Annotated in this window: 21 protein-coding genes; 11 read left to right on the top strand and 10 right to left on the bottom strand. The window is 65.9% G+C overall.

The window, feature by feature from the left end; translation table 11 throughout:
- Positions 1–20: 20 nt before the first annotated feature.
- From DT070_RS07510 to DT070_RS07490, 5 genes are all read left to right on the top strand, one after another.
- Positions 21–1154 (top strand): iron-containing alcohol dehydrogenase, encoded by a 1134-nt coding sequence (locus DT070_RS07510; RefSeq protein ID WP_122954824.1) that lies wholly within the window; start codon positions 21–23, stop codon positions 1152–1154.
- Positions 1151–1951 carry a gamma-glutamyl-gamma-aminobutyrate hydrolase family protein gene (locus DT070_RS07505; protein ID WP_122954823.1) on the top strand — a complete coding sequence of 267 codons (801 nt, stop codon included), beginning with the start codon at positions 1151–1153 and terminating at the stop codon, positions 1949–1951. The genes DT070_RS07510 and DT070_RS07505 overlap by 4 nt, the downstream gene beginning before the upstream one ends.
- Positions 1948–3321 (top strand): aldehyde dehydrogenase family protein, encoded by a 1374-nt coding sequence (locus tag DT070_RS07500; protein WP_122954822.1) that lies wholly within the window; start codon positions 1948–1950, stop codon positions 3319–3321. Before DT070_RS07505 ends, DT070_RS07500 begins: the two co-directional genes overlap by 4 nt.
- Positions 3322–3450: 129 nt before the next feature.
- Entirely contained in the window at positions 3451–4110 is a 660-nt protein-coding gene (locus tag DT070_RS07495; protein ID WP_122954821.1) for an HAD family phosphatase, read from the top strand.
- A gap of 87 nt (positions 4111–4197) precedes the next feature.
- On the top strand, positions 4198–5418 hold the full coding sequence (locus DT070_RS07490; protein WP_122957311.1) for an MFS transporter: 1221 nt from the start codon (positions 4198–4200) through the stop codon (positions 5416–5418).
- Between the two features lie 189 nt (positions 5419–5607).
- Here DT070_RS07490 and DT070_RS07485 read toward each other — a convergent pair whose 3' ends face one another.
- Positions 5608–8571, bottom strand: coding sequence for a DNA topoisomerase III (locus DT070_RS07485; RefSeq protein ID WP_122954820.1), 2964 nt, complete (start codon positions 8569–8571; stop codon positions 5608–5610).
- Positions 8568–9101, bottom strand: a complete 534-nt coding sequence (locus tag DT070_RS07480; protein ID WP_122954819.1) for a TlpA disulfide reductase family protein — start codon at positions 9099–9101, stop codon at positions 8568–8570. Before DT070_RS07480 ends, DT070_RS07485 begins: the two co-directional genes overlap by 4 nt.
- An 84-nt stretch (positions 9102–9185) precedes the next feature.
- Here DT070_RS07480 and DT070_RS07475 point away from each other — a divergent pair, with 84 nt between their 5' ends.
- The 3 genes from DT070_RS07475 to DT070_RS07465 are packed head-to-tail and all read left to right on the top strand — an operon-like array spanning position 9186 to position 11487.
- A complete protein-coding gene (locus DT070_RS07475) occupies positions 9186–9875 on the top strand; it encodes an SET domain-containing protein (RefSeq protein ID WP_122957310.1) in 690 nt (229 codons plus the stop codon).
- 50 nt (positions 9876–9925) lie between these two features.
- Positions 9926–10825 (top strand): biotin--[acetyl-CoA-carboxylase] ligase, encoded by a 900-nt coding sequence (locus DT070_RS07470; protein WP_122954818.1) that lies wholly within the window; start codon positions 9926–9928, stop codon positions 10823–10825.
- Positions 10819–11487, top strand: a complete 669-nt coding sequence (locus DT070_RS07465) for an SPOR domain-containing protein (protein ID WP_122954817.1) — start codon at positions 10819–10821, stop codon at positions 11485–11487. Before DT070_RS07470 ends, DT070_RS07465 begins: the two co-directional genes overlap by 7 nt.
- A gap of 236 nt (positions 11488–11723) precedes the next feature.
- On the opposite strand, the gene ypfH is transcribed toward DT070_RS07465, so the two are convergent.
- The 3 genes from ypfH to DT070_RS07450 all read right to left on the bottom strand — a co-directional run bounded on the left by ypfH (position 11724) and on the right by DT070_RS07450 (position 13893).
- Positions 11724–12371: an esterase gene (gene ypfH / locus DT070_RS07460; protein ID WP_122954816.1), complete on the bottom strand. Its 648-nt coding sequence runs from the start codon at positions 12369–12371 to the stop codon at positions 11724–11726.
- Between the two features lie 117 nt (positions 12372–12488).
- Positions 12489–13418, bottom strand: coding sequence for an NAD(P)/FAD-dependent oxidoreductase (locus DT070_RS07455; protein WP_122954815.1), 930 nt, complete (start codon positions 13416–13418; stop codon positions 12489–12491).
- Positions 13408–13893 carry an Rrf2 family transcriptional regulator gene (locus tag DT070_RS07450; protein WP_164483729.1) on the bottom strand — a complete coding sequence of 162 codons (486 nt, stop codon included), beginning with the start codon at positions 13891–13893 and terminating at the stop codon, positions 13408–13410. The genes DT070_RS07455 and DT070_RS07450 overlap by 11 nt, the downstream gene beginning before the upstream one ends.
- A gap of 177 nt (positions 13894–14070) precedes the next feature.
- Between DT070_RS07450 and DT070_RS07445 the strand changes: the two genes are divergently transcribed.
- A complete protein-coding gene (locus DT070_RS07445; RefSeq protein ID WP_122954813.1) occupies positions 14071–14547 on the top strand; it encodes a peptidylprolyl isomerase in 477 nt (158 codons plus the stop codon).
- A gap of 170 nt (positions 14548–14717) precedes the next feature.
- The gene (locus DT070_RS07440) at positions 14718–15119 is read left to right on the top strand and encodes a response regulator (protein WP_122954812.1); all 402 of its coding nucleotides are present in this window, start codon (positions 14718–14720) and stop codon (positions 15117–15119) included.
- Between the two features lie 118 nt (positions 15120–15237).
- Here the strand turns inward: DT070_RS07440 and DT070_RS07435 are convergent, their stop codons facing one another.
- From DT070_RS07435 to DT070_RS07425, 3 genes are read right to left on the bottom strand one after another with little or no spacing between them, the layout of a single operon-like run.
- On the bottom strand, positions 15238–16128 hold the full coding sequence (locus DT070_RS07435; RefSeq protein ID WP_164483728.1) for an alpha/beta hydrolase: 891 nt from the start codon (positions 16126–16128) through the stop codon (positions 15238–15240).
- Positions 16125–17027, bottom strand: a complete 903-nt coding sequence (locus DT070_RS07430; protein ID WP_122954810.1) for an alpha/beta hydrolase — start codon at positions 17025–17027, stop codon at positions 16125–16127. The genes DT070_RS07435 and DT070_RS07430 overlap by 4 nt, the downstream gene beginning before the upstream one ends.
- Position 17028: 1 nt before the next feature.
- Entirely contained in the window at positions 17029–18018 is a 990-nt protein-coding gene (locus tag DT070_RS07425) for a tripartite tricarboxylate transporter substrate binding protein (protein WP_122957309.1), read from the bottom strand.
- A 272-nt stretch (positions 18019–18290) separates the two neighbouring features.
- Between DT070_RS07425 and DT070_RS07420 the strand changes: the two genes are divergently transcribed.
- Positions 18291–19484, top strand: a complete 1194-nt coding sequence (locus DT070_RS07420) for an MFS transporter (protein WP_122957308.1) — start codon at positions 18291–18293, stop codon at positions 19482–19484.
- Here the strand turns inward: DT070_RS07420 and DT070_RS07415 are convergent.
- Positions 19481–21601, bottom strand: a complete 2121-nt coding sequence (locus DT070_RS07415) for a D-(-)-3-hydroxybutyrate oligomer hydrolase (RefSeq protein ID WP_122954809.1) — start codon at positions 21599–21601, stop codon at positions 19481–19483. The two genes, DT070_RS07420 and DT070_RS07415, sit on opposite strands and share 4 nt — an antisense overlap.
- A gap of 105 nt (positions 21602–21706) precedes the next feature.
- A complete protein-coding gene (locus DT070_RS07410; RefSeq protein WP_122954808.1) occupies positions 21707–22633 on the bottom strand; it encodes a LysR family transcriptional regulator in 927 nt (308 codons plus the stop codon).
- Positions 22634–22691: the final 58 nt, after the last annotated feature.

Here is a 22691-nt window from a genome sequence, read left to right as displayed (position 1 = left end):
CCCTCACAAGAAAACACCCTATGAGCACCACCAACTTCTCCTTTCCCACCGCCATCCGCTTCGGCGCCGGCGCCCGCAAGCAGGTGGCCGAAACCCTGCTGGCGGCCGGCTGCAAGCGCCCGCTGATCGTGACCGACAAGGCGCTGGGCGCGCTGCCGGTGCTGGCCGAGTTCAAGACCCACCTGGCGGGCCTGGACGTGGCCGTGTTCTCGGGCGTGTTCGGCAACCCGACCTGCAGCCAGGTCATGGACGGCGCCGCAGCGTACAAGGCGCACAAGGCCGACTGCGTGATCGGTTTTGGCGGCGGTGCGGCGCTGGACGTAGCCAAGGTGGTGGGCGTTGCAGCCACCCACGAAGGCGACATCCTCGAATACGTCTGGGACCACCCCCAAGTGCGCCCCATCGTGAACGAGTTGCCTTACTTTGTGGCGCTGCCCACCACCTCGGGCACCGGCTCCGAGGTCGGCCGCTCTTCCGTCGTCAGCGAAAACGACACGCACATCAAGCGCGTGGTGTTCAGCCCCAAGATCCTGGCCAAGGTGGTGTTTGCCGACCCGGAGCTCACGCTGGGCCTGCCGCCGCACGTGACCGCCGCCACGGGCATGGATGCGCTCACGCACAACATCGAAAGTTATCTCTCGCCCGCCTACCACCCGCTGTGCGACGGCATCGCGCTGGAAGGCACGCGCATTGCGGCCCGCGCGCTGCTGACCGCCGTGAAGGAGCCCTCCAACCTGCAGGCGCGCAGCGACATGATGATGGCGTCGATGATGGGTGCCATCGCCTTCCAGAAAGACCTGGGCGCGGTGCATTCATGCGCCCATGCCCTGGGCACCGTCTGCGACCTGCACCACGGCCTGGCCAATGCACTGATGATCGACACGGTGCTGGCCTGGAACTACGAATCGGCGCCCGCCAAGTTTGACGAGCTGGCCCATGTCTGCGGCGTGGCCGGCGGCGGCAAGGCCCTGGTGCCCTGGCTCAAGCAGCTGAAAGAAAGCGTCGGCATCACAGGCTCGCTGTCGGCCCACGGTGTGAAGCGTGAGCACCTGCCGCGCCTGGTGGAGATCGCCACGGCAGACATTTGCCACCAGACGAATCCACGCCCCTGCAAGTCCGAAGACTTCCAACGCTTGTTCGAGGCCGCTCTGTGATCGCCGCCAGTCGTCTCAAGATCGGTTTGTCGGCCTGCTTCTCGCACGCCGACCCAACCCGTTCCTTCTTCACCGGCAAGACGCTGCAATACGTCGAGCAGTCGATCGCGCACTGGCTCATGTCCTCGGGCGCCATGGTCGTCATGGTGCCTTGCCCGACCGGCAGCACGCAGCGCGGTGACGTCACCTACGAACACTATGCGCAGTGGCTGGATGGCCTGGTGCTGCACGGCGGCGCGGATGTCTGGCCCGGCAGTTACGGCGAAGAGCCGCTGGAAGAAAAATGGTCGGGCGACCGTGTGCGAGACGAGTACGACAAAGCGCTGGTGGCCGCCTTTGAAAAGCTCGGCAAACCCGTATTCGGCGTCTGCCGCGGGCTGCAGTTGCTCAATGTGGCGTTTGGCGGCACGCTGTACCAGGACATCAACACGCAGGTGCCCGAGTCCTTTGTGCACCGCGACGCCGTGACCTACGACCAGAACTTCCACAGCGTGAACATCGTGCAGGGCACCAGGCTCTCGTCCATGTACCCCGGTGTAGAGCGCGTACGGGTCAACAGCATCCACCACCAGGGCATCAAGGATTTGTCGCCCGAGTTCGTGGCCGAGGCCTTCAGCGTGGACGACGGCATCGTGGAAGCGATTCGCCGAAAAGACAAGACCAAGAGTTATATCGCCGCCACCCAGTGGCACCCGGAATTCCACCAGCCCGGCTCCGACACGATTGACGACGCCGCCGTGCTCAACGACTTCCTGACCGCTGTGGCCGAAGCCAAAGAGAAAGCAAAGCAAGCATGAACACTCTCGCCATCCATAACCCTGCCACGGGCGCACTGATCACCGAGCTGCCCGCCGATGACGCGGCGTCGGTGGCCGCCAAGGCGCAGCGCGCGCGCACTGCTCAGGCCGCCTGGGCCGCCGTGCCCATGGCCGAACGCAAGGCCTGCATCACGCGCTTTCGCGCCGGCATCGTGGCCGAGCTGGATTCGCTGGCCGCCATCATGACGCGCGAGACCGGCAAGCCCATCAAGATGTCGCGCAACGAACTCAACGGCTTGTTGGGGCGCATCGATTTCTTCCTGGCCGAAGTGGGCGGCGCCATAGGCACACAAACCGTTTTCAACGACGGCGGCATGACCGAGCAGATCGAACACGCGCCCTTGGGTGTGGTGGCCAATATTTCAGCCTGGAACTACCCCTGGTTTGTTGGCGGCAATGTGTTCATCCCGGCGCTGCTCACGGGCAACGCGGTGCTGTACAAGCCGTCGGAATACGCCGCGATGTCGGGCCTGGCCATGGCCCGCCTGCTGCATGCGGCCGGCATTCCGCAAGACGTGTTTGTGCCGCTGATAGGCGGCGGCGCGGTGGGCGCTGCGCTGATGGAACAAAAGATCGACGGCCTGTTTTTCACCGGCTCACATGCCACCGGCGCCAAAATCGCGCAGGCGCTCGGCCCGCGCCTGGTCAAGCTGCAGCTCGAGCTGGGCGGCAAAGACCCGACCTATGTGACCGAAGACGCCAACGTGAAGAACGCCGCCGAATCACTGGCCGACGGCGCGATGTACAACACCGGCCAAAGCTGCTGCTCGGTCGAGCGCATTTATGTGCATGAAAAAATTTACGACAGCTTTGTGGCGTCCTTCGTCGACACGGTCAAAACATTCAAGACGGGCGACACCCTGAGCGACGACACCTATATCGGCGCCATCACGCGCGCGCCGCAGCTGGATGTACTGGACGCCCAGGTTGCCGACGCCAAAGCCAAAGGCGCGACACTGCTGGCCGGCGGCAAGCGCGGCGCCGGCCCGGGCAACTGGTACGAGCCCACGGTGTTCAGCAATGTGAACCACAGCATGGAGCTGATGCGCGAGGAAAGCTTCGGCCCCATCATCGGCATCCAGAAAGTCTCGGGCGATGCGGAAGCCGTCAAACTGATGAACGACACACGCTACGGCCTGACCGCCGGCGTCTTTACGCCTGACGAAGCACGCGCCAAGGCCTTGCTGGCCCAGGTCAACGCCGGCAGCGTCTACTGGAACTGCTGCGACCGCGTGAGCCCGCGTTTGCCGTGGAGCGGTTATGGCGATTCGGGTGTGGGCCTGACGCTGTCCACCTACGGCATCCAGACCTTCACCCGGCCCAAAGCCTGGCATCTGCGCCAAGCTTAGCCCTCTCCCCCAACCGTTCGCGTTGAGCTTGTCGAAACGCTTCCTGAATAGGCAGAGCCTTCGACCCTTCGACAAGCTCAGGACAGGCCAAGCTCAGTCCGAACGGAAATTACCTGGAGCCCTTTCATCATGAAGCTCACCCTCTTCGACCTGGACCACACCGTGCTCAACGGTGACAGCGATGTGCTGTGGTGCGACTTCCTGATCGAAAAGGGCATTCTCGGGAAAACCGAATTCACCGCGCGCAACGCCGACATGGCGGCGCGCTACCGGGCCGGCACCGTGGGCCTGAAAGAGTTCGCCGATTTTTATGTGGGCACGCTGGCCGGGCGCACGGCCGAAGAGTGGGAGCCGCTGCGGCAGGAGTTTTTAGCCGACTGGATCGTGCCGCGCGTCACGCCGGCCGCGCTGGCGCTGGTTGACAAACACCTGGAAGCCGGCGACCTGGTGGTGATGACCACCGCCACCAACCGCTTCATCACCGAACTGACGGCAATCTACTTTGACATCGAGCACCTGATCGCGACCGAGCCCGAGATGCAAGGCAATTTGTTCACCGGCAGCACCACGGGCGTGCTCAACATGCGCGAAGGCAAAGTCGAGCGCCTGCATGCCTGGCTCACAGCCCGCGGCCTGCAATTCAAGGACTGCAAAACCACGGCCTACAGCGACTCGATCAACGACCTGCCGCTGCTCGAGGCGGTGAAGCATCCGGTGACGGTGAATGCCGACGCCACGCTGGCGGCCATTGGCGGCAAGCGCGGCTGGCCGGCGCTGCAGTTGCACTGAGCGCAATCCCCGGTTAATCGCGGGTCCGGTAACGGCCAGCAGAAAACGGCCGCCATGGGCAAAATGGCGCCTTCATTCCCCCTGCCTATGCAAGCCCCGCTTCCCATTTCCTTTCAACGGCTGGCCTGGTCCAACCTCGCCGCACAATCCGCTGAGCAACTGAGCCTGGCAGCAGTGCCACTGGTTGCAGTGCTGGTGCTGGGCGCCGGACCCGGCGAGATCGGCCTGCTGGCGGCGCTGCAAACCCTGCCTTTTTTGCTGCTGGCGATTCCTCTCGGTTTGCTGGCCGACCGCGTGTCACGCTGCCGCCTGATGGTGGCGGCCGAAACCCTGCGCGCGCTGTCCTTGCTGGCGCTGCTGGCCATGGTGCTGACCGGCCAGCTGTCGATTGCGGGGCTGGCGTTGCTGGGGTTTATCGGCGCGGTAGGCACCGTGTGTTTCAGTGTGGCAGCGCCCGCGCTGGTGCCCGCCATCGTGCCGCGCGCGGCGCTGGCGCGCGCCAACGGGCGGCTGGAGCTGGCGCGCAGCATGGCGTTTGCCGGCGGGCCGGCGCTGGCCGGTGCGCTGGTGGCCTGGGCCGGTGCGTCCTCGGCCTTTGTGCTGGCGACGCTGCTGTCCGGCGCGGCCGTCGCCCTGCTGCTGGGCCTGGCGGAGCCGGCGCGCACGCCCACCGCGAGACGCCACGCGCTGCTGGAGATTCGCGACGGTGCGCAATTTGTCTGGCGCCAAACCTATTTGCGGCCCATGGTGATCGCCGGCACGGTCTGGAACATCGCCTGGTTTGTGCTGCAGGCGGCCTACGTGCCTTACGCGGTGCGCGTGTTGGGCCTGACGGCGCAAGGCGTGGGCATCACGCTCGGCGCTTATGGCGCGGGCATGGTGATAGGCGCACTGCTGTCGCCGCGTGTGGTGGCGGCCATGCCTTTTGGCCGCGCCATCCAGCTCGGCCCGGCCGTGTCGGTGCTGGCCGCCGCAACGATGGCGGCCACGCTGTTTGTGCCCAGCGGCGTGATGGCGGGCATGGCATTTTTCCTGTTCGGCGTCGGGCCCATCGTCTGGACCATCACCTCCACCACCCTGCGCCAGAGCGTGACGCCCCACGCCATGCTGGGGCGCGTCTCGGCGGTGTTCCTGGCGGTCAACGCCGGCTCGCGCCCCATCGGTGCGGCGCTGGGCGGCGTGGTGGGCGCCTCCATGGGCGAAGCGGCCTGCCTGTGGCTGGCGCTGGCCGGCTTTGTACTGCAGGCTGCGGTGATCTTTGCCTCGCAGCTGCATGCGCTGCGGCAACTGCCCGAGCCGGCCGCCTGAGCGGGGACGGCCTGCGGCGACTCTCAGATTTTTAAACAAAATCAGGCTCTGGCCCAATAGCCATATGGGCAAGCAGCTATCAAAACAATAGCAGTCCAGCCACTGCAGTCAGTACTGGTCGAGCGGCTTGTTTTGCACCTCCCCCAGCGGGGGAGGTGCAAGCGCCGTGCGAGCTTGCTGGTGGGCCTCTTATTCCGCCGTCAAGTGCTTGCCCACAATCCCGGCCAGCTCAAACATCGTGACCTGCGGCTTGCCGAACACCGGCAGCAGTTTGGCGTCCGCGTTGATGGCGCGCTTGTTGGCTGCGTCCTGCAGGCCTTCGGCCTTGATGTAGTCCCAGAGCTTCTTGATGACCTGGGTGCGGGCCACCGGCTCGGCGCCTATCACCGCGGCCAGGGCGTCGCTGGGCTTGAGGCCTGCGCCCGGCTTGGCCACGCGCGGCGTCTTGGGCTTGGCGGTTTTGGCGGCCGGTGTTTTCCTGGCGGCGACTTTCTTCGCAGCCGGTGCTTTGGCGGTTTTTGCGGCGACGGTCTTGCCGAAAGGCGTTTTCACCGTGCCCGACTTGGCAGCCGCCGGCTTGCGCGGCGGGAATTTGGACGGCGCAAACTCGAAGTTCACCTTGTCGGCCTCCTTGTCCCAGGCCAGCATGGCCTTGAAGGGGCGGCGCGTGCGCATCGAGACAAACTTGTCGAGCAGATCGGTCTTGCCGGTTTCCAGCAGCTTGTGCATCTGCTCGCGCTCGATCGGCTGCTGCAGGATGACCTGGCCGGTCTTGAAGGTGCAGCTGGGTGTGGGCTGCTCTTTCGTGGGCACCGACTTTTCACAGACGTAGTTTTTGCCCAGTTCAAACACGCGCGAGGCGCAGCGCGGGCAGGGGCCCAGCGACTGCTGGCCGCTGAAGTCGATGATCTCGCCGGTCTCGGCATTCTTGTCGTCGCCGAAGTCGAACTCGAGCTTGTAGTTCTTGGTCTCTTCGTCGAACTTGATCACCATCTCGGCGGTGAAAGGCCAGCCGGCCTTGGAGCGGAAGCCGTCCAGCGGGCCGATCTTCTTGTCGCGCAGGAACTGCTCGACTTCGGCCACTTCAAAGGTGCGGCCGGCGGGCGTCTTGCCGAAGCTGAAGCCACAGCCGTCGTCGCCTTTTTTGCCGGTGCAGGTGTAGCGGCGGTAGTTTTCCTTGATCACGCCGCCGCAGTTGGGGCAGGGCGCCGACAGCGTGGCGTAGTCGCCGGGAATCGTGTCCTTGTCGTAGCCCTTGGCCTTGTTGACGAGGTTTTCCGTCATCGCGGCGATCTCGGCCATGAAGGTCTCGCGGCTGAGCTTGCCGTGCTCCATCTGAGCCAGCTTGTGCTCCCACTCGCCCGTCAGCTCGGCCTTGGAGAGCTCTTCCACGCCCAGGCCGCGCAGCAGCGTCATCAGCTGGAAGGCCTTGGCCGTCGGGATCAGCTCGCGGCCTTCGCGCAGCATGTATTTCTCGGCGATCAGCCCTTCAATCGTGGCGGCGCGGGTGGCCGGCGTGCCCAGGCCTTTTTCCTGCATGGCTTCACGCAACTCGTCGTCGTCAATCGTCTTGCCGGCGCCTTCCATCGCACCCAGCAGGGTGGCTTCTGAATAGCGGGCAGGCGGCCGGGTTTTCAGGCCCTTGGCCTCGACCACTTCGGCGCGCACCATCTCGCCCGGCTTGACCGGCACCAGGCTCTGGCCCTTGTCGCCGTCCTTGGCATCGGCCACTTCGTCGGCGGCTTCCTTGCCGTAAATTGCGAGCCAGCCCGGCTTGACCAGCACCTTGCCCTCGGTCTTGAAGCTGTGGCCCACGGCCTGAGAAATACGGGTGGTGACAAGGTATTCGGCACTCGGGAAGAACACCGCCATGAAGCGGCGCACCACCAGGTCATACAGCTTTTGTTCGGCCTCGCTCAGACCACTGGGCGCCTGCAGCGTTGGGATGATGGCGAAGTGGTCGCTCACCTTGGCGTTGTCGAAAATGCGCTTGCTGGGCTTGATGTAGTTGCCCTTGAGGGCCGTGGCCGCATGAGGCGCCAGGTGCTTCATGCCGCTGTCGGCCAGCATTTCAAAGGTCTGCTTGACCACCGGCAAATAGTCTTCGGGCAGCGCGCGCGAATCGGTACGCGGGTAGGTCAGCGCCTTGTGGCGTTCATACAGGCTCTGCGCAATCGAGAGCGTCGTCTTGGCCGAGAAGCCGAACTTGCCGTTGGCCTCGCGCTGCAGTGACGTCAAATCAAACAGCAGGCCGGCGGCCTGCGTGGTGGGCTTGCTTTCTTCCGTCACGGTGGCGGCCTTGCCGCGCACGGCCTCGGCAATCGCCAGCGCCTCGCGCTCGGACCACACGCGGTCGGCCTTCAACTCAGGGTCGGGCTCGGCGCCTTCACCGTTGGCGGCATTGGCCGCGGCTTTTTTCCATTTCGGGTCAAACCACTTGGCCGGGTATTCGCCGGCCTCGGCCAGGAAGGTCGCGTGGATTTCCCAGTAATCACGGCTCACGAACTTGCGGATTTTTTCTTCGCGCTCCACCACCACCGACAGCGTTGGCGTCTGCACGCGGCCCACGGTGGTTAAAAAGAACCCGCCGTCGCGCGAGTTGAAGGCCGTCATGGCGCGCGTGCCGTTGATGCCGACCATCCAGTCGGCTTCCGAGCGCGAACGCGCCGCATCGGCCAGGCCCTGCATCTGCTTTTCGCTGCGCAGGCTTTCAAAGCCTTCGCGGATCGCGGCCGGCGTCATGGACTGCAGCCACAGGCGCTTGACCGGGTGCTTGCTGCTGGCGTACTGCTGGATCAGGCGAAAGATCAGCTCGCCTTCGCGGCCCGCGTCGCAGGCATTGACGAGGGCATTCACGTCCTTGCGTTTGGCCAGCTTGACGATGGCGTTGAGCCGCGTCTTGGTCTTGTCGATGGGTTTGAGGTCAAAGTAGGGCGGAATGACGGGCAGGTTGGCAAAACTCCACTTGCCGCGCTTGACGTCGAACTCTTCAGGCGCCTGGATCTCCACCAGGTGGCCGACGGCCGAGGTGACGAGCCATTCGTCGCTCTCGAAATATTCATCGTGTTTTTCGAACTTGCCCGCCGTCGGCGTGATGGCGCGGACGATGTCCTGCGCCACCGAGGGCTTTTCTGCAATCACAAGGGTTTTCATATGTACTTCTTCAAACCTTCTACATCTTCGGGGAACATTTCCCCGCTTTCCGCAAATACGACTTTGCCTTCACGGCTATTGGCCGGCACCTTGAGCACCACCACCACGGGCAGGCCCACAGGCTTGGGCAAAAACTTCGCGACCTCGGGGGTCAGCATCCCGGCGGGGAAGCTGTAACCCTTGGTCTTCATATATGTAGCGGCTGCCGCCGGCTGCCTGTCGATGGACAGCGCCAGCACTTCCAGCCCGTTGGCCTTTTGGGCCCGCCACAGGGCTTCTATATGGGGCGACTGCACCGCACAAAAAGGGCACCAGCTGGCCCACCAGTACACCACAAGCGTCTTTCCAGACGCCGCGGCGGGCGTCCAGGCGCTGCCGTCGAGCAGCGTCAGCGCCGGCAACTGCAGCGTGCCGCCGAGCTTGGGCAAAGGGCTTTCGCCGGCCTTGGCCCACGCGGGCAGGCCCAGCCCGGCGGCGGCCGGCAAGGCCAGGGCGGCAGTGGTCTGCATCAGGTTTCGGCGGTTCAACACGGGGGCTCCTTGGGCGCATCACTACAATAGCGGCTCTCGCGCATGTACGCGCGCGGGTGCGCACGCATGCGCACGCACGCGCACATGCATGAATTAACCATACCAAAAAAATACGTCGTGTCAAAAAACCAGGCTTCTGCGACCCTCGCGCCATCCGCGCCACTTCCTTCCCAGCCAGCGCCTGCTGCCGACGGCCGCCGCATCCAGACGCGGCGCTCGGGCGTGCACGGCAAAGGCGTGTTCGCCGTGCAGGACCTCGCCGAAGGCGAGACGCTGATCGAGTACGTCGGCGAGATCATCAACTGGAAGGAAGCGCTGCGCCGCCACCCGCACGACCCGAAGGACCCCAACCACACCTTCTACTTCCACATCGACGAAGACCACGTGATCGATGCCAAGCACGGCGGCAATTCCTCGCGCTGGATCAACCACAGCTGCAAGCCCAACTGCGAAGCCGACGAAGTGGAAGGCCGCGTCTTCATCAAGGCGCTGCGCAACATCAAGGCCGGTGAAGAACTGTTTTACGACTACGGCCTGATCATCGACGCGCCCTACACCAAGAAGCTGCTGGCCGAGTACCCCTGCTGGTGCGGCGCCAAGAACTGCCGCGGCACGCTGCTGGCGCCCAAGGACGACGACAAGAAGGGCAAGGGCAAGAAGAAATCGGCCAAAAAGTCTGACAAAAAGTCCGTGAAAAAAACAGAGGCCAAGGCCGACAGGAAAAAAGCGGAAAAGAAGGCTGACAAGAAGCCCAAGAAGAAAAAGAAAGACTGACCGGTCTTTCACCCGCCGGCCACCGGCCGGGCCCCGCGCCCTGAGCTTTCATGACCAATCTCCCCACCAACCCCATCCGATGGCCTGCCGAGGCCCTCTGGGAGGCCGTGGCGCCCTCCTTGCCGGGCTTTACGGTCGAGGTGCTGCCCGAGATCGACTCCACCAACACCGAACTGATGCGCCGCTTTCGCGGTAGCCCCACGGTAGAGCCCCGCCCCGAGCCGCTGCTGCTGGTGGCCGAGCAGCAGACCGCCGGGCGCGGCCGGCTGGGCCGCCAGTGGCAAAGCCGGCGCGGCGACAGCCTGATGTTCTCCCTCGGCCTGCCGCTGGCGCCCGTGGACTGGTCGGGCCTCTCGCTGGTGGCCGGCATCAGCGTGGCCGAAAGCCTGGAGCCGCGGCTGGCGGGCAGCGGCGCCAAACCCCGCATCGGCCTGAAATGGCCCAACGACCTGTGGTTGTCCACGCCCGAAGGCGAGCGCAAGCTGGCCGGCATCCTGGTCGAAACCGCCAGTTGGGAAGGCCTGCGCTATGTGGTGATCGGCATCGGCATCAACATCCGCGCGGTGCCGCTTGATCCGGGATTGAACGCGGCACTGCCCGCATCGGCCCTGCCCGGCGTCCCGCCCGGCAGCCTGCAGGATCTGCTGCCCGAGCTGGACGCACCGGCCGCGCTGCTGCGCGTCATCCCGCCGCTGGTGCAGGCGGTGCAGGCGTTTGCGCAGTTCGGCTTTGCGCCTTTCCAGGCGCGTTTTGCGGCGCGCGACGTGCTCGCGGGCCGGGCCGTGCGGCTGTCTGACGGCACCGCCGGCACGGCGCACGGCGCGGGCGAAAACGGCGCGCTGCTGGTGCATACTGCGGCTGGCATGAAAGAAATCACCAGCTCCGAAGTCAGCGTGCGGCCTCTTCCGGATTCCGCAGCGCCCGCCCCGGGAGGCACCCGCCCATGCTGAGGCTGGTGGTGCTGGTGCTGCTGCTGGCCAACGGCGGCTACTTTGCATGGCGCCAGGGCCTGCTGGCCGACTACGGTTTTGCGCCCGCCGTGCAGGCCGAGCCCCAGCGCCTGGCCCAGCAGATCCGCCCCGAGGCCATGCGCCTGTTGACGGCCAGCGAGGCGCGCCAGCTCGACAGCACGGCCAGCACCCCCGCGCCGGCGCCGGTGGCAGAGTGCCTGCAGGCCGGCCTCTTCACCCCCGAACAAACCACCGCCCTGCGCGCCGGCCTCGAAAGCAGCCTGCCCATCGGCAGCTGGTCGCTGGAAAGCAGCGTCGAGCCGGGCCGCTGGATTGTCTACATGGGCAAGTACAACAGCGAAGACGCGCTGGCCAAAAAACGCAGCGAACTGCGCGGCCTGGGCGTGTCGTTCGAGCCTCTCGTCAACCCTGCGCTGGGGCCCGGCCTGTCACTGGGCCATTACGGCTCGCAGGCCGAAGCCGAACGCGGGCTGGCCGGCGCCGCCACACGCGGCGTGCGCACCGCCAAGGTGGTGCTGGAGCGCCCCGAAGTGCGCGGCCAGCTGCTCAAGCTGCCGGCGGTGGATGCGGCGCTGAAGGCGAAGCTGGAGCCGCTCAAGCCGCAGCTTGCCGGCAAGGCGCTGCAGGCCTGTACTGGTTAGATCCCCGAGAGGGCCGCCTGGCTGCGCCACGCCAGAAAACTCGTTGCTACTAATTTGGGAGCAAGAAGTGCATGCCCCGCTTGGGCTAGAGGCCTAAATGATGCCAAACCCGTGCCCCACGCAGAGTAGAAGAATGCCAGCGGGCAGCCGCGGAACCGGCTTTGCCGGGCCGCAGGCGCCGCCCCCTGAGGGGGGAGCAGGCTACACGCAGTGAGCCTGAAAGGGGGTGGGCTCGTTTAAACGGCTTTCCAGTGCCGCAACGGCACACAGGTTTGCAAACGAGTCACAGCCTGGTCCATCAGCGCCGGATGAAGCTCATGGCCCAGCGTGGCGGCGACGTCCAGGGTGGCGTCTGCCCCCAGCTGCATCAGGTGTTCAAAATCGCTGCGGGTGCGCGCCAACGGCACGACGGGGTCGTTTTGCCCGTGCAGCAGATGCAGGGTGGTGAGCGCGGGCGCGCGGGCGGGCCAGATCTGGTAGCCGCCGCCGAAGGCCAGCAGCCGGCCGGCCAGGCCGTCGTGGGCATCGGCCAGCGCCAGCGCCAGGCTGGCGCCCGCGCCGAAGCCGGCCAGCGCGGTGTCGGACTGCAGGATGTCAAAGCGCTGCTGCTGCGCGCGCACAAACGCGGCCAGGGCTTCCACGCGGGCGGCCAGGGCCTCGGCATTGTCCAGGCCGGCAGCGGTGGCGCCTGCCGCATCGGCGTGCGGGCCGGTCAGGCCCTGCGGCATCAGCACGGCGGCTTCGGCAAAAGCACCGCCCAGCAGGTTGCCCAGCTCCAGCATGTCGGTGGCCGTGCCGCCGGCATCGTGCAGCAGCACAAACAATTGGCGGGGGGCGCCGCCCACGGGCAGCAGTTCAATGGTGGCGGTGTCTGGCGGGTTCATGGCTTGGCGTCGATGGTTGAAAGAGGCAATTGAGGGCTTTCCCGCCTCTTTCAACCACTTTAACCAGACCGGCCCTTTTATGACGTTTTATGCCGCCCTATGCCGCCTTCTCCCGCCTTACGCCGCCGCGGTTTCCCCGCGCTGCGCGTCTTCGGTGATCAGCGAGGAATGCAGCCGGATGCCGGCCGCCACGCCGCTGGCCGTGGCAAAGGTGATGCTGTGCGGCACGCGGGCCATGTCGCCGGCAGCGTACACGCCGTCCACGCTGGTCGTGCCCCAGGCGTCGATGCGCACGATGGGGCCAAAGGGCGAGTCGTCAAACGCGCAGCCCAGCGCCTCGGCCAGCGGGCTGGCCATGCGCACCTGCGTGCCCACCAGCAACGCTTTGATCGCCACGCGCCGGCCGTCCTGCAGCAGCGCGCCGTCCATCGCGGGCGCGGCGCCCTGCAGTTCGGCGATGGGGCTGGCCTCCACCCGCACTTTACGCGCGGCCAGTTGCGCCTGCTCTTCGGCAGACACCTCGACCACACCCTGTGTGAACAGCGTGACCTCGCCCCAGTCGGCAAACATCATGGCCTGGTGAACGGACATCGGCCCCGTGCCCAGCACGCCGACCGCGCCGCCGCCGATTTCATAGCCGTGGCAATACGGGCAATGGATCACCGTTTGGCCCCAGCGCTCCCGCAGGCCGGGGATTTCGGGCAACACGTCGGACACGCCGGTGGCCAGCAGCAGGCGGCGGCCGGTGAACCAGCGCAAGCCGTCTTCAGCCTCCACGACAAAACCCGCCTCACCCGATTGCACGCGGCTCACGCGGCCATTGAACACTTTGGCTGTCGGGTAAGCCAGCAATTGCTGCCGCGCTTCGGCCAGCAGTTGCGGGCCCGGTTTGCCGTCATGGCCCAGCACGCCGTGCGATTCAGACGCAAAGCGGTTGCGCGGCAGGCCCGCATCGATCACCAGCACGTTTCTTCGGGCGCGCGCCAGTTGCAGCGCGGCCGACAAGCCAGCAAAACTGCCGCCCACAATGATGGCGTCATGCAGCATGGTGAGCCTCCGGTGAGAGAACGTGATCGGCGTGACCGGCGTGGCCCGCATGCGCGGCCATAGCGCGGTTGAAGTCGGCCGACAGATCGGCCAGCGTGACCTCACCCAGGCGTTTGGCCAGCAGTGCCTCGGCTTCGCGCAGGCTGCCGGCCAGCGCGCGCTGCACCGACTGCTCGATGACGCAGCCGCCGGCTTGCGGGCCCTCACCGTCCGCAGGCGTTTCTTCGGAGCCCACGGCCATCTGCACATCGAGCAGCGTGACGGACGCCAGGTCCCGCGCCAGCACCCAGCCGCCGCCGTGGCCGCGCTCCGACACCACAAACCCCGCCTCGCGCAAGCCGGCCATGGTGCGCCGCACCACCACCGGGTGGGTGCGCAGGCAGGCCGCCAGTTCGTCGGATGTCATCGGCCCCTGGCGGTGCGCCATGTGCAGCAGGGCATGCAAAACGGCTGAAAGCCGGCCTTTTGATTTCATGTAACTTATCATGTTGCATGATTCTACGGATCCCGCTGACCGAGGCCGGCGGGCACCCCCGAAGTCCCCACGCTGACAGGGGCCAATGCCGCCACGCGCCGGCCGGCTGGGCAGCTTTGGCCCGGCTGGGCGAAAATCAGCGCTTTCAAGCACCCCCGGGCCACCCGGAACCACAACATGAAAATCGCAAAAGACACCGCCGTCACCCTCAGCTACAAGGTGGCAGACGCCCAGGGCAAGCTGGTCGAGCAAAGCAGCGCGCCCATGGTTTACCTGCACGGCGGCTACGGCAACACCCTGCCCAAGATCGAGGAAGCGCTGGACAGCCAGGAGCCGGGCTTCCAGACCGTGCTGGCGCTGGAGCCGCAGGACGCCTTCGGCCTGCGCGACGAGAGCCTGGTGCGCACCATCCCGCGCACGCAGTTCCCGCCCGGGGTCAAGGTCGGCGGCCAGCTTGAAGGCCGCGGCGAAGACGGCCGCCAGGTGATCTTCAACGTGATGAAGATCAAGGGCGACACCGTCATGCTGGACGGCAACCACCCGCTGGCCGGCAAGGCCTTGCGCTTTACCCTGAAGGTGACTGCCGTACGCGCCGCCTCCGAGGAAGAGATCGCCCACCGCCACGTCCACGGCGAGCACGGCCACCACCATTAATCTGCATATAACGACCGGTTAGCGGATTTTTCCCCGGAGTTACCCCCCGTTACGGCTTGTACAGGCCCGCTGGCCTAAAGTGGGATTGAGCCTACGCCCCCCGTTGACGCCCGACGACACGTCAGGCCAGGGGCGGCGGTTAACTTGGAAAATTAACTTCGGGGGATCACATGGTGATCAGTACGTTTCTTGTCGAGGACAAGCCGGACATACGCAGAACTTTGGTGGAAGCCATGGAAGAAGTCGCACCCATGCGCTTCGTCGGCCATGCCGATTCCGAGACAGGCGCGCGCCAGTGGCTGGGCCAGCACGAGGGCGACTGGGACCTGGCGATCGTCGACCTCTTCCTCGCTGAAGGCACGGGTTTTGGCGTGCTCAAGGATTGCCAGCACCGCACACCCCGCCAGAAAGTCATCGTGCTGACCAGCCACAGCCAGGAGAACATTTTGTCGCGCTGCCGCGAACTGGGCGCCGACGAGGTTTTCAACAAATCGCACGACGTGGAAAAGCTGGTGCGGTTTTGCCGTGATCATGCGGAGAGTCTGGACGGGAAGATTCCGCCAACGCAGTAATTGGCGTGCCCGGAGCGGCTTCTTCTTTGCTATTGTTTTAGGAGCTGCTAGCCCACGCGCTTATTGGGCTAGAGGCCGATTTTGCTTAAAACCCTGGCCAGAAAAGCCAGGGCGGAATTCAATCCCTCAACCCCATCTGCGCCAGCACCGCCGCACCCAGCAGGCCATCCGCGTGCGCCAGGCTCTCAACAATTTCAAAATGGTTGCGCCCTCCGGCCACCAGCAGTTGCACGGGCTTGCCGGCGGCGGCCACTGCGGCGGCAAAGTCGCGTGACTGGCGCTGGAACTCCGGCGTCTCCAGCGTGCCGTAGGCCACGATGAGCGGCGCCTTCAGTTGAGCCAGGTGGCGCTGCGGGCTTAGCGCCTCTTCGATCTCGTCGGTAAACCGCACGTAGCTGCTCCTCGCCGAAAGCCGCGGCGGCTTCAGGTCAAAGATGCCGCTGCAGCACAGGCCGCCCTTGACGATATCGGCCGGCAAACCGTAGCCGCCCGCCCAATCGGTCGTCAGCACCACACCCGCCAGGTGCGCACCCGACGAATGCCCCAGCACGTGAATGCGCCCGGCGTTGCCGCCAAAGCGCGCCGCATTCGCGTGCACCCAGGCCACCGCGCGCCTGACCTGATCGGCCATCGCCATCAGGTTGCCGTCCACGTCCTGCACCGCCGCAAAGTCGGGCACCACCAGGTGCGCCCCGGCCTGCACCAACAGCGCTGCGGGAAAGCCGTAGTCACGCGCCTGCCCTGAACGCCAGGCCCCGCCGTGGATGAAGATGGCAACCGGCGCATCGGGCTTGTGGGTGGGGTAGACGTCCAGGGCTTCAACGGCGCTGTCGCCATACGCAAAGCGCAGCGGCTCGCCCAACACGGCGCGCGCAGCCTCGCTGCCATCGGCGTAGCGCTGCAGCACCTCGGCCACATTGGGCGCGTACACGGCCTGGTTGTAAGAGGCGTCCAGCTCGGCCTGGTCCATGTCCAGCCAGACGGCTGGGCCCTTTATGCCGGCGTTCATGCCGCAGCCCCTGCGCCAAGACCCATCAACGCGAGTTGCTCCTGGAAGAGTTCGCTCGCCGGGTCGGCCCATTCCAGCACCGTGTCAAAGTGATGCCGCCCGGCGGGCGCGATCAGCTGCGCCGGCTCGCCGCGCGCGGCCCACCACCTGGCCACCTCGCGGCTTTGGCGCAGGTAGTCTTCAGTCTCGTTGCCACCCACGGCCACCAGCAAGGGGCAGCGCACCACGGCGCCGCGTCGCAGCAGTGATACCTCCGCGACGGTCTCAGGCGTGAGGCTGAGTTTTTCGTTGCGGAACGACAGGCGCACCGGTTCGAGGTCGCCGAGGCCGCTCATGAAACAGGCGCTTTTGACGAGGTCTGCCGGCGCATCAAATTCACGTTGCCAATCCGTCATCAGCACCTGGCCGACGAGGTTGGCGCCTGATGAATGCCCAGCGATGTGGATGCGCGACGGGTCGCCGCCGTGCAGCGCCACGTTCAACCACAGCCAGTGCAGCGCACGGCGCACCTGCGCGCCCATTTCCGGCAAGGTCGCTTCGGGCACCAGCGTGAAGTCGAGCGCGACAAACATCGCACCGGCGCCGACATACGCGGGCGCGGCAAAAGCGCTCTCGTCTTTGGAAAGCGCACGCCAGTCGCCACCGTGCAAAAACACCAGCACCGGCGCCGCACCGCGCGCGCCGGGCACGGGGAAAAGATCGAGCCGGTCGTCGTCGCCCAGCCCGTAGGCGATGTTTTCCATGCAGGCCAGCGAGGCCTTGGCGGCTGCGCTGCGCTCGGCGTATTCACGCAGGTAAACCGTCACGTCAGGTACGGTGCCGCGGCTGTTGTACTGGCGGTCGAGTTCCGCCTGGTTGTAGCCGCGCCAGACGGCGGCGGTGTTCGCGTCGCCCGGCAAGCTATTCGACCTTGGCGCCGGAGATCTTCACCGCGCGCGCATTGCGCACGCTGTCGGCCACCAGGAAGGCGGCGAACTCTTCCGGCGTGCTGGCCACCAGGTCATACGACTTGGCGACGATTTCCTTTTGCACAAACTCCGGGTCTTTCAAAATGCGCGTGACTTCGGCGTGCAGCTTCATGATCACGTCGCGCGGCGTGCCGGCGGGCGCAAAGAGGCCAAACCAGGCGTTGGACGGCACATCCGGAAAACCCGACTCGGTGAACGTCGGCACATCGGGCAGCGCGGCCATGCGTGTCTTGCCGCCCACGGCCAGGGCCTTGAGCTTGCCCGCCCTGATGTGCGCCTGCGACGAGGCCGCGCCCGAGAAGGTGAGCTGCACCTCACCGGCCAGCGCTGCGGGCACGGCCTGCGGAATGCCTTTGTAGGGCACATGCACGATGTCGATGCCGGCCTGGGCTTTCAGCGTTTCCATCGCCAGGTGCGGCTGGCTGCCGCTGCCGTACGACGCATAGTTGAGTTTGCCTGGGTTGGCCTTGGCGTAGGCGATCAGCTCTTTCAGGTTGTTGGTGGGCACGGCCGGGTTGGCCAGCAGCAGCTGGTTGAGCAGCACCAGCTGCGTGATGGGCGCGAAATCTTTTACCGGGTCGTAGGGCAGCTTGGCGTAGAGGTGCTGGTTGATGGTGAGCGTGGAGTCGGTGGTGACCATCAGCGTGTAGCCGTCGGCCGGCGCGCGCGCCACAAACTCGGCCGCCAGAAGCGTGCCGGCGCCGGGCTTGTTGTCGATCAACACCGGCTGACCCAGGCTGCGGCCAAGGCGCTCGCCGATGACGCGCGAGATCACGTCGATGCCGCCGCCGGCTGGGTAGGGCACGACGATGCGGATCGGCTTGGACGGATAGGTTTGCGCCAGCGCGGGCGCAGCGATAAAAGATGTAGAAGCAGTAACGGCCAGCAGCAGCGCTGCCAGGGAAGACTTGAACACGGTCATGCGGTCGCTCCAAAGAAACAGGCTGTCACGCCATTGATCGCGGCGGCCCGGTACTTTGCCGGTTGCCGTGATAACACCCATCCCCTTGCAGCATTTGTGCCATGCACAGTTCGCGATTTAATTATTCACGGTTAAAGTAATTTGTCAACGCGGGACTTCACGGGCGGCCGTCACGGCCTAAACTGGCTGGCAGCACCGCATCAGGAATCCTCTTGGCTGAATCCGCACACACCTCTGCACCCAACCCCCACACCCCCCGCGCCATCTGGGTCATGCTGTTTGCGCTGGCGACCGCCGTCGCGCTCAGCCAGTCGTTTCGCACCGTGGCCGCCATCATGGCCGCGCCGCTGCAGGCTGACTTTCACCTCACCGCACAAGCCCTGGGCCTGTTTGCCGGCGCGTTTCATTTTCCGTTTGGCGCGATGCAGCTCTTTATGGGCATCGGCATTGATTTGCACGGCGTGCGGCGCACCGTGCTGGCGGCGTTTCCGCTGGCGATTGCCGGCTCTGCGCTGTCGGCGCTGGCCGGCAACTACGGCCTGCTGGTGGCGGGCCAGGTGTTGATCGGCATGGGCTGCGCGCCGGCCTTTCTGGTGTGCACGGTGTTCATCGCGCGTCACTTTCCCACCAGCCGCTTTGCCGCCGTGTCGGGCCTCACGCTGGGCCTGGGCGGCCTGGGCATGCTGCTGACCGGCACACCGTTGGCCTGGCTGATCGAGGCCACCTCCTGGCGCATGGGCTTCTGGGTGCTGGGCGCGATGGCCGCGCTGGCCTGGATGCTGATCTTTATCTTTGTGCACGAGCCGGCGCAGCATGCAGCCACATCGGCGCCACGCGAATCGGTGCGCGAGGCCTTTGGCAAATTCGGCGCGCTGCTCACGCTGCCTTACAGCTGGGGCATTCTGATCATGTCGGCCGTGGGCTATGCGTCGTTCATCTCGCTGCGCGGCCTGTGGCTGGGGCCCATGCTGATGCAGCGGCATGAGTTCTCCCTCGTGCAAAGCGGCAACGTCGCGCTGGTGATGTCGGTGGCTTCGCTCTTCGGCCCGCCGCTCTTCGGCCGGCTGGACCCGGGCCCCGCGCACCGCCGCCGCTGGATCACCGGGCTGACGCTGCTGCTGGCCGCGCTGTTTGCCGCGTTTGCCTTTACCCACAGCACGATCATCGACGTGGCCGGGCCGGTGGTGATCGGTTTGCTCTCAGGCTACCTGGTGCTGCAGTACGCCGACGTGCGCGCCGCCTACCCGGCAGCGCTGACGGGCCGCGCCATGGCGGTCTTCACGATGGCGATGTTTCTGGGTGTGGCGGGCATGCAGTGGCTCACGGGCCTGGTTGCCTCTTTGGCCGCGCAGCGGGGCCTGGACCCCTTCACGGCGGTATTGGCGTGCATCGCCGCGCTGCTGGCGGCCGGGGCGGGGGCCTACCGGCTGCTGCCGGCGCCACCCGCTGCGCCTTCGCCGATTTAGTCCGCGATCGTCACCACGTTGTTGCCGTAGGTGATGCGGTTGGCCGCAGCCGGCACCACCTGGATGGGCGGCACATTCGTCAGCGTGATCGGGTTGGGCGCCGTGCCGTTCAGGCCGCGCGGCACCGTGCGCACCACCTGGCTGTCAGGCAACGGCGCGCCGGTTTTCAGGTGGGCATACATCATGTCCATGGCCTGCACGAAGTAGCGGTGCAGCGGCACCAGCCGGTGGCTGTAGCCCGGAAAGCCGAGGAAGGCATCAAAGTGCTGCGCGTTGGTGACTTCGATGTACGAGAGCTTGCTGCTGCGGCCTTCCACCATCTTGTTCAGGCCCAGGTAGGGCCGCGACGTAAACGCCACCGGCACCAATGTGTCGGAGCGGCCGTGCACGATCAGCGCGGGCTTGCCCTGCAGGTTGGCGGTGCGCAGCACCTGCTGGATGCCCTCACGCACGCGCAGGGCGTCGGGCGTGGTGCCGGTGACCAGATTGCGCAGGCACAGCGCGCCGGGGCTGTTGTAGTCCTGCAGGTTGCCGGGCGAGATGGAAGCCGCATCCAGCATCGGGCCACCCACGCTCGCGTTGTTGACGATGTTGATGCCCGCCGTCGGCGGCACGCCGTTGCCGGTACCGAAGGACGTGGCGATCGGGCCGGCAGGCGCAGGCACCACCAGATTGGGTGTGGGCGATGCAGCCGGGGCGGTCGCGGCAAAGCTGTAGCCGCACAGGTTGTCCTGCACACCGGCGCGGCCGTAAGCGTTGGCATACGTCAGCGCCACCGGCAGGGTGGCGAATGAATAGTGCGAAGCCTGCAAATCGTTGCCCTCAGGCTGCCAACCCGCCTGCACCAGCGTGGCCATGGCGCTGCCGGCCTGCTCGGCCGTGGTGTTGCCGTTGACCATGCCGTTGGCCTTGAGCACGGCGCAGCGGTTGGCGGCGATCGCCGGGTTGATGGTGTTGAAGACATTGGTAGCGGGCGATGCCAGTGCGGCACAGGGCTGCAGCAAATTCGCCAGCGTGGTGTAGTCATACAGCGGCTTGCCGGTGCCGGCCAGCACGCTGTTGCCGCGCCGCACGCTCAGCCGCGCATCGGGCACGAGCTGGATCTGCGGCTCGCCGACCGCCACGCCGCTGATGAGGCCCTGCGTATCCAGCTCAGCCGCGGCCAGCGCTGCGCCCGCGCCGTTGGAGACGCTGGAGGCAATCACGATGGTGTTGGACGGGTTCAGCGTCCGCAGGCGCGCGCCGCCGTCGCGTGACGGCTGGCCATAACGCTCGTTGAGGATGAAGTAGGCAAACTCCACCGACTGCAAGGTATAGCGGCCCCAGTCTTTTTCAGAGTTTTGCTGCGAATGCGCGTGCTTGACCGCAAATCGGTTGGGCCAGGCGGCGTTGAAGGCCGCGCGGTCGGCCGGGCTGAGGTTGGCGGTGAAGTTGGAGGCATTGCCGGCCGCGCCCGCATCGGCGCGCAGCCCGTTTTGCAAATGCACGGTGTTGTTCTGCAGGTCATGCATGCCGCTGCCGGTGCCCTTGTCGGTATAGGCCACGGCGCAGCCGTTTTTCAGGCCCCATTCGCCCGACGAGCCAATCGCGCCGTAAATGCCGCGCGAGCCGCTGGAGGTGCCGGTGACGATGCACGGGCTGGCCGGGTTAAAGCTCGCCGGCACCTGGACCATCATGGTGACGTTCTGCCGGCCGCTGCCGTCGTCGGAGTAAGCGATGTATTCGGTGCCGGCGATCTTGCCTTCGCTGGCGGTGACGTTGCCGCGCGCATCCACATTGGGGCCGTAGAGCGTGCCGTAGCCGCCGCCGGGAGAGATATCAAGGATGGCGCGGTAGTTGTTGTAGATGGCGATGCGGCGCAGCTCGGCGGCGCTCGGGTTCAGCGGGTCCACCGGTTGCGGCGCTGGTGCGGCCAGGCCGGTCTTGCCGAGGCCCGCGGTCAGCAGGTCGTCGTTGCCGCCGTCGTACACGCCGGTGGTGATGACGCCGATGTAGGCCGGCTTGATGTTGACCTGCTCACCCGCGCCGCTGCCGCAGCCGGCCAGCACGCCCGCCGCAATAGCTGTCAGCACCGCCGTTGCGGCCAGGCCTGCACCACGTTTGTTCGTTGATTTCATGTCGTCCTCCGTTGATTTACTCACACTATCCCGTGTGGCGATGATCATGAATTCAATAGTGCCTGTCTGCGCGCTTTTGCCGATTTGATTTGTAAGGGTTTTGCCTCACTCCGCCCGCACCGGCCGCTTGAACAGCTTGTGCACCAGCGCCCGCATCCACTGGTGCGCCGGGTCCTTGTCGGTGCTGCTGTGCCAGACCAGCCGCACCTCATAAGCCGGCGCGCCGGGAATGCCCCACACGCGAAAGTCATAGCGCTGGCCGAGGTTGCGGGCATACATCTCGGGCACGATGGACAACAGGTCAGTCGTCAGCGCCAAATCGGGCAAGGCGCCAAAGTGCCGCGCGCGCAGCACGATGCGGTCTTCCAGCTTCATCCGCACCAGCATCTGCTCCACGCTGCCGTGAAAAGTCGCGGTCGGTGAAGCCACCACAAATGAGGCCTCGGCGAGCTGCTGGTTGGTCAGCGTGCGCCCGCTGCGGCCGGAAGCGGGGCGCCACTCGGGCGCGGCCATGGCGACGTAGTTCTCGCGGAACAGCAGCTCGGTGCGTATGCCGCGGTGCTTGGGTTGCAGGATGCCGATGGCCAGGTCGATCTCGCGTGCCTCCAGCGCCGCCGCTACGTCATTGGCCGCCACCGAGATATTGGACAGCCGCGCGCCCGGCGCCTGGGTGCGCAGCGCGCCGGCCAGGCCGGGGAGAAACAGCATCTCGCCCAGGTCCGACAGCGAGAGCCGCCAGTGCATGTCGCTGTGCGCGGGCTCAAAGTCCTCGTGCCCGGTGACCACCGTCTCCAGCGCCAACAGTTGCGCCAGCACGGCGGGCGCCAGCTGCTCGCACAGGCGCGTGGGCTTGAGGCCGGAGGGCGCACGCACAAAAAGCTCGTCTTCAAAGTAGTCGCGCAGGCGTGACAGCGCATTGCTGGTGGCAGGCTGAGACAGCGACAGCGCCTTGCCGGCCAGCGTGACGGAGCCGGTGCGGTGGATGGCCGCGAGCACGCGCAGAAGGTTCAGGTCGAGCTGGCGGAAGTTCATGCGTTTGTCTTCATCAGGGTTGCTACCAATTATTCACCAAATGGATGTGCCTCATCAG

Source organism: Polaromonas sp. SP1, from assembly GCF_003711205.1.
In the GTDB taxonomy this organism is placed as follows: Bacteria; Pseudomonadota; Gammaproteobacteria; order Burkholderiales; family Burkholderiaceae_C; genus Polaromonas.
This window is presented reverse-complemented; position numbering and strand designations above follow the sequence as displayed.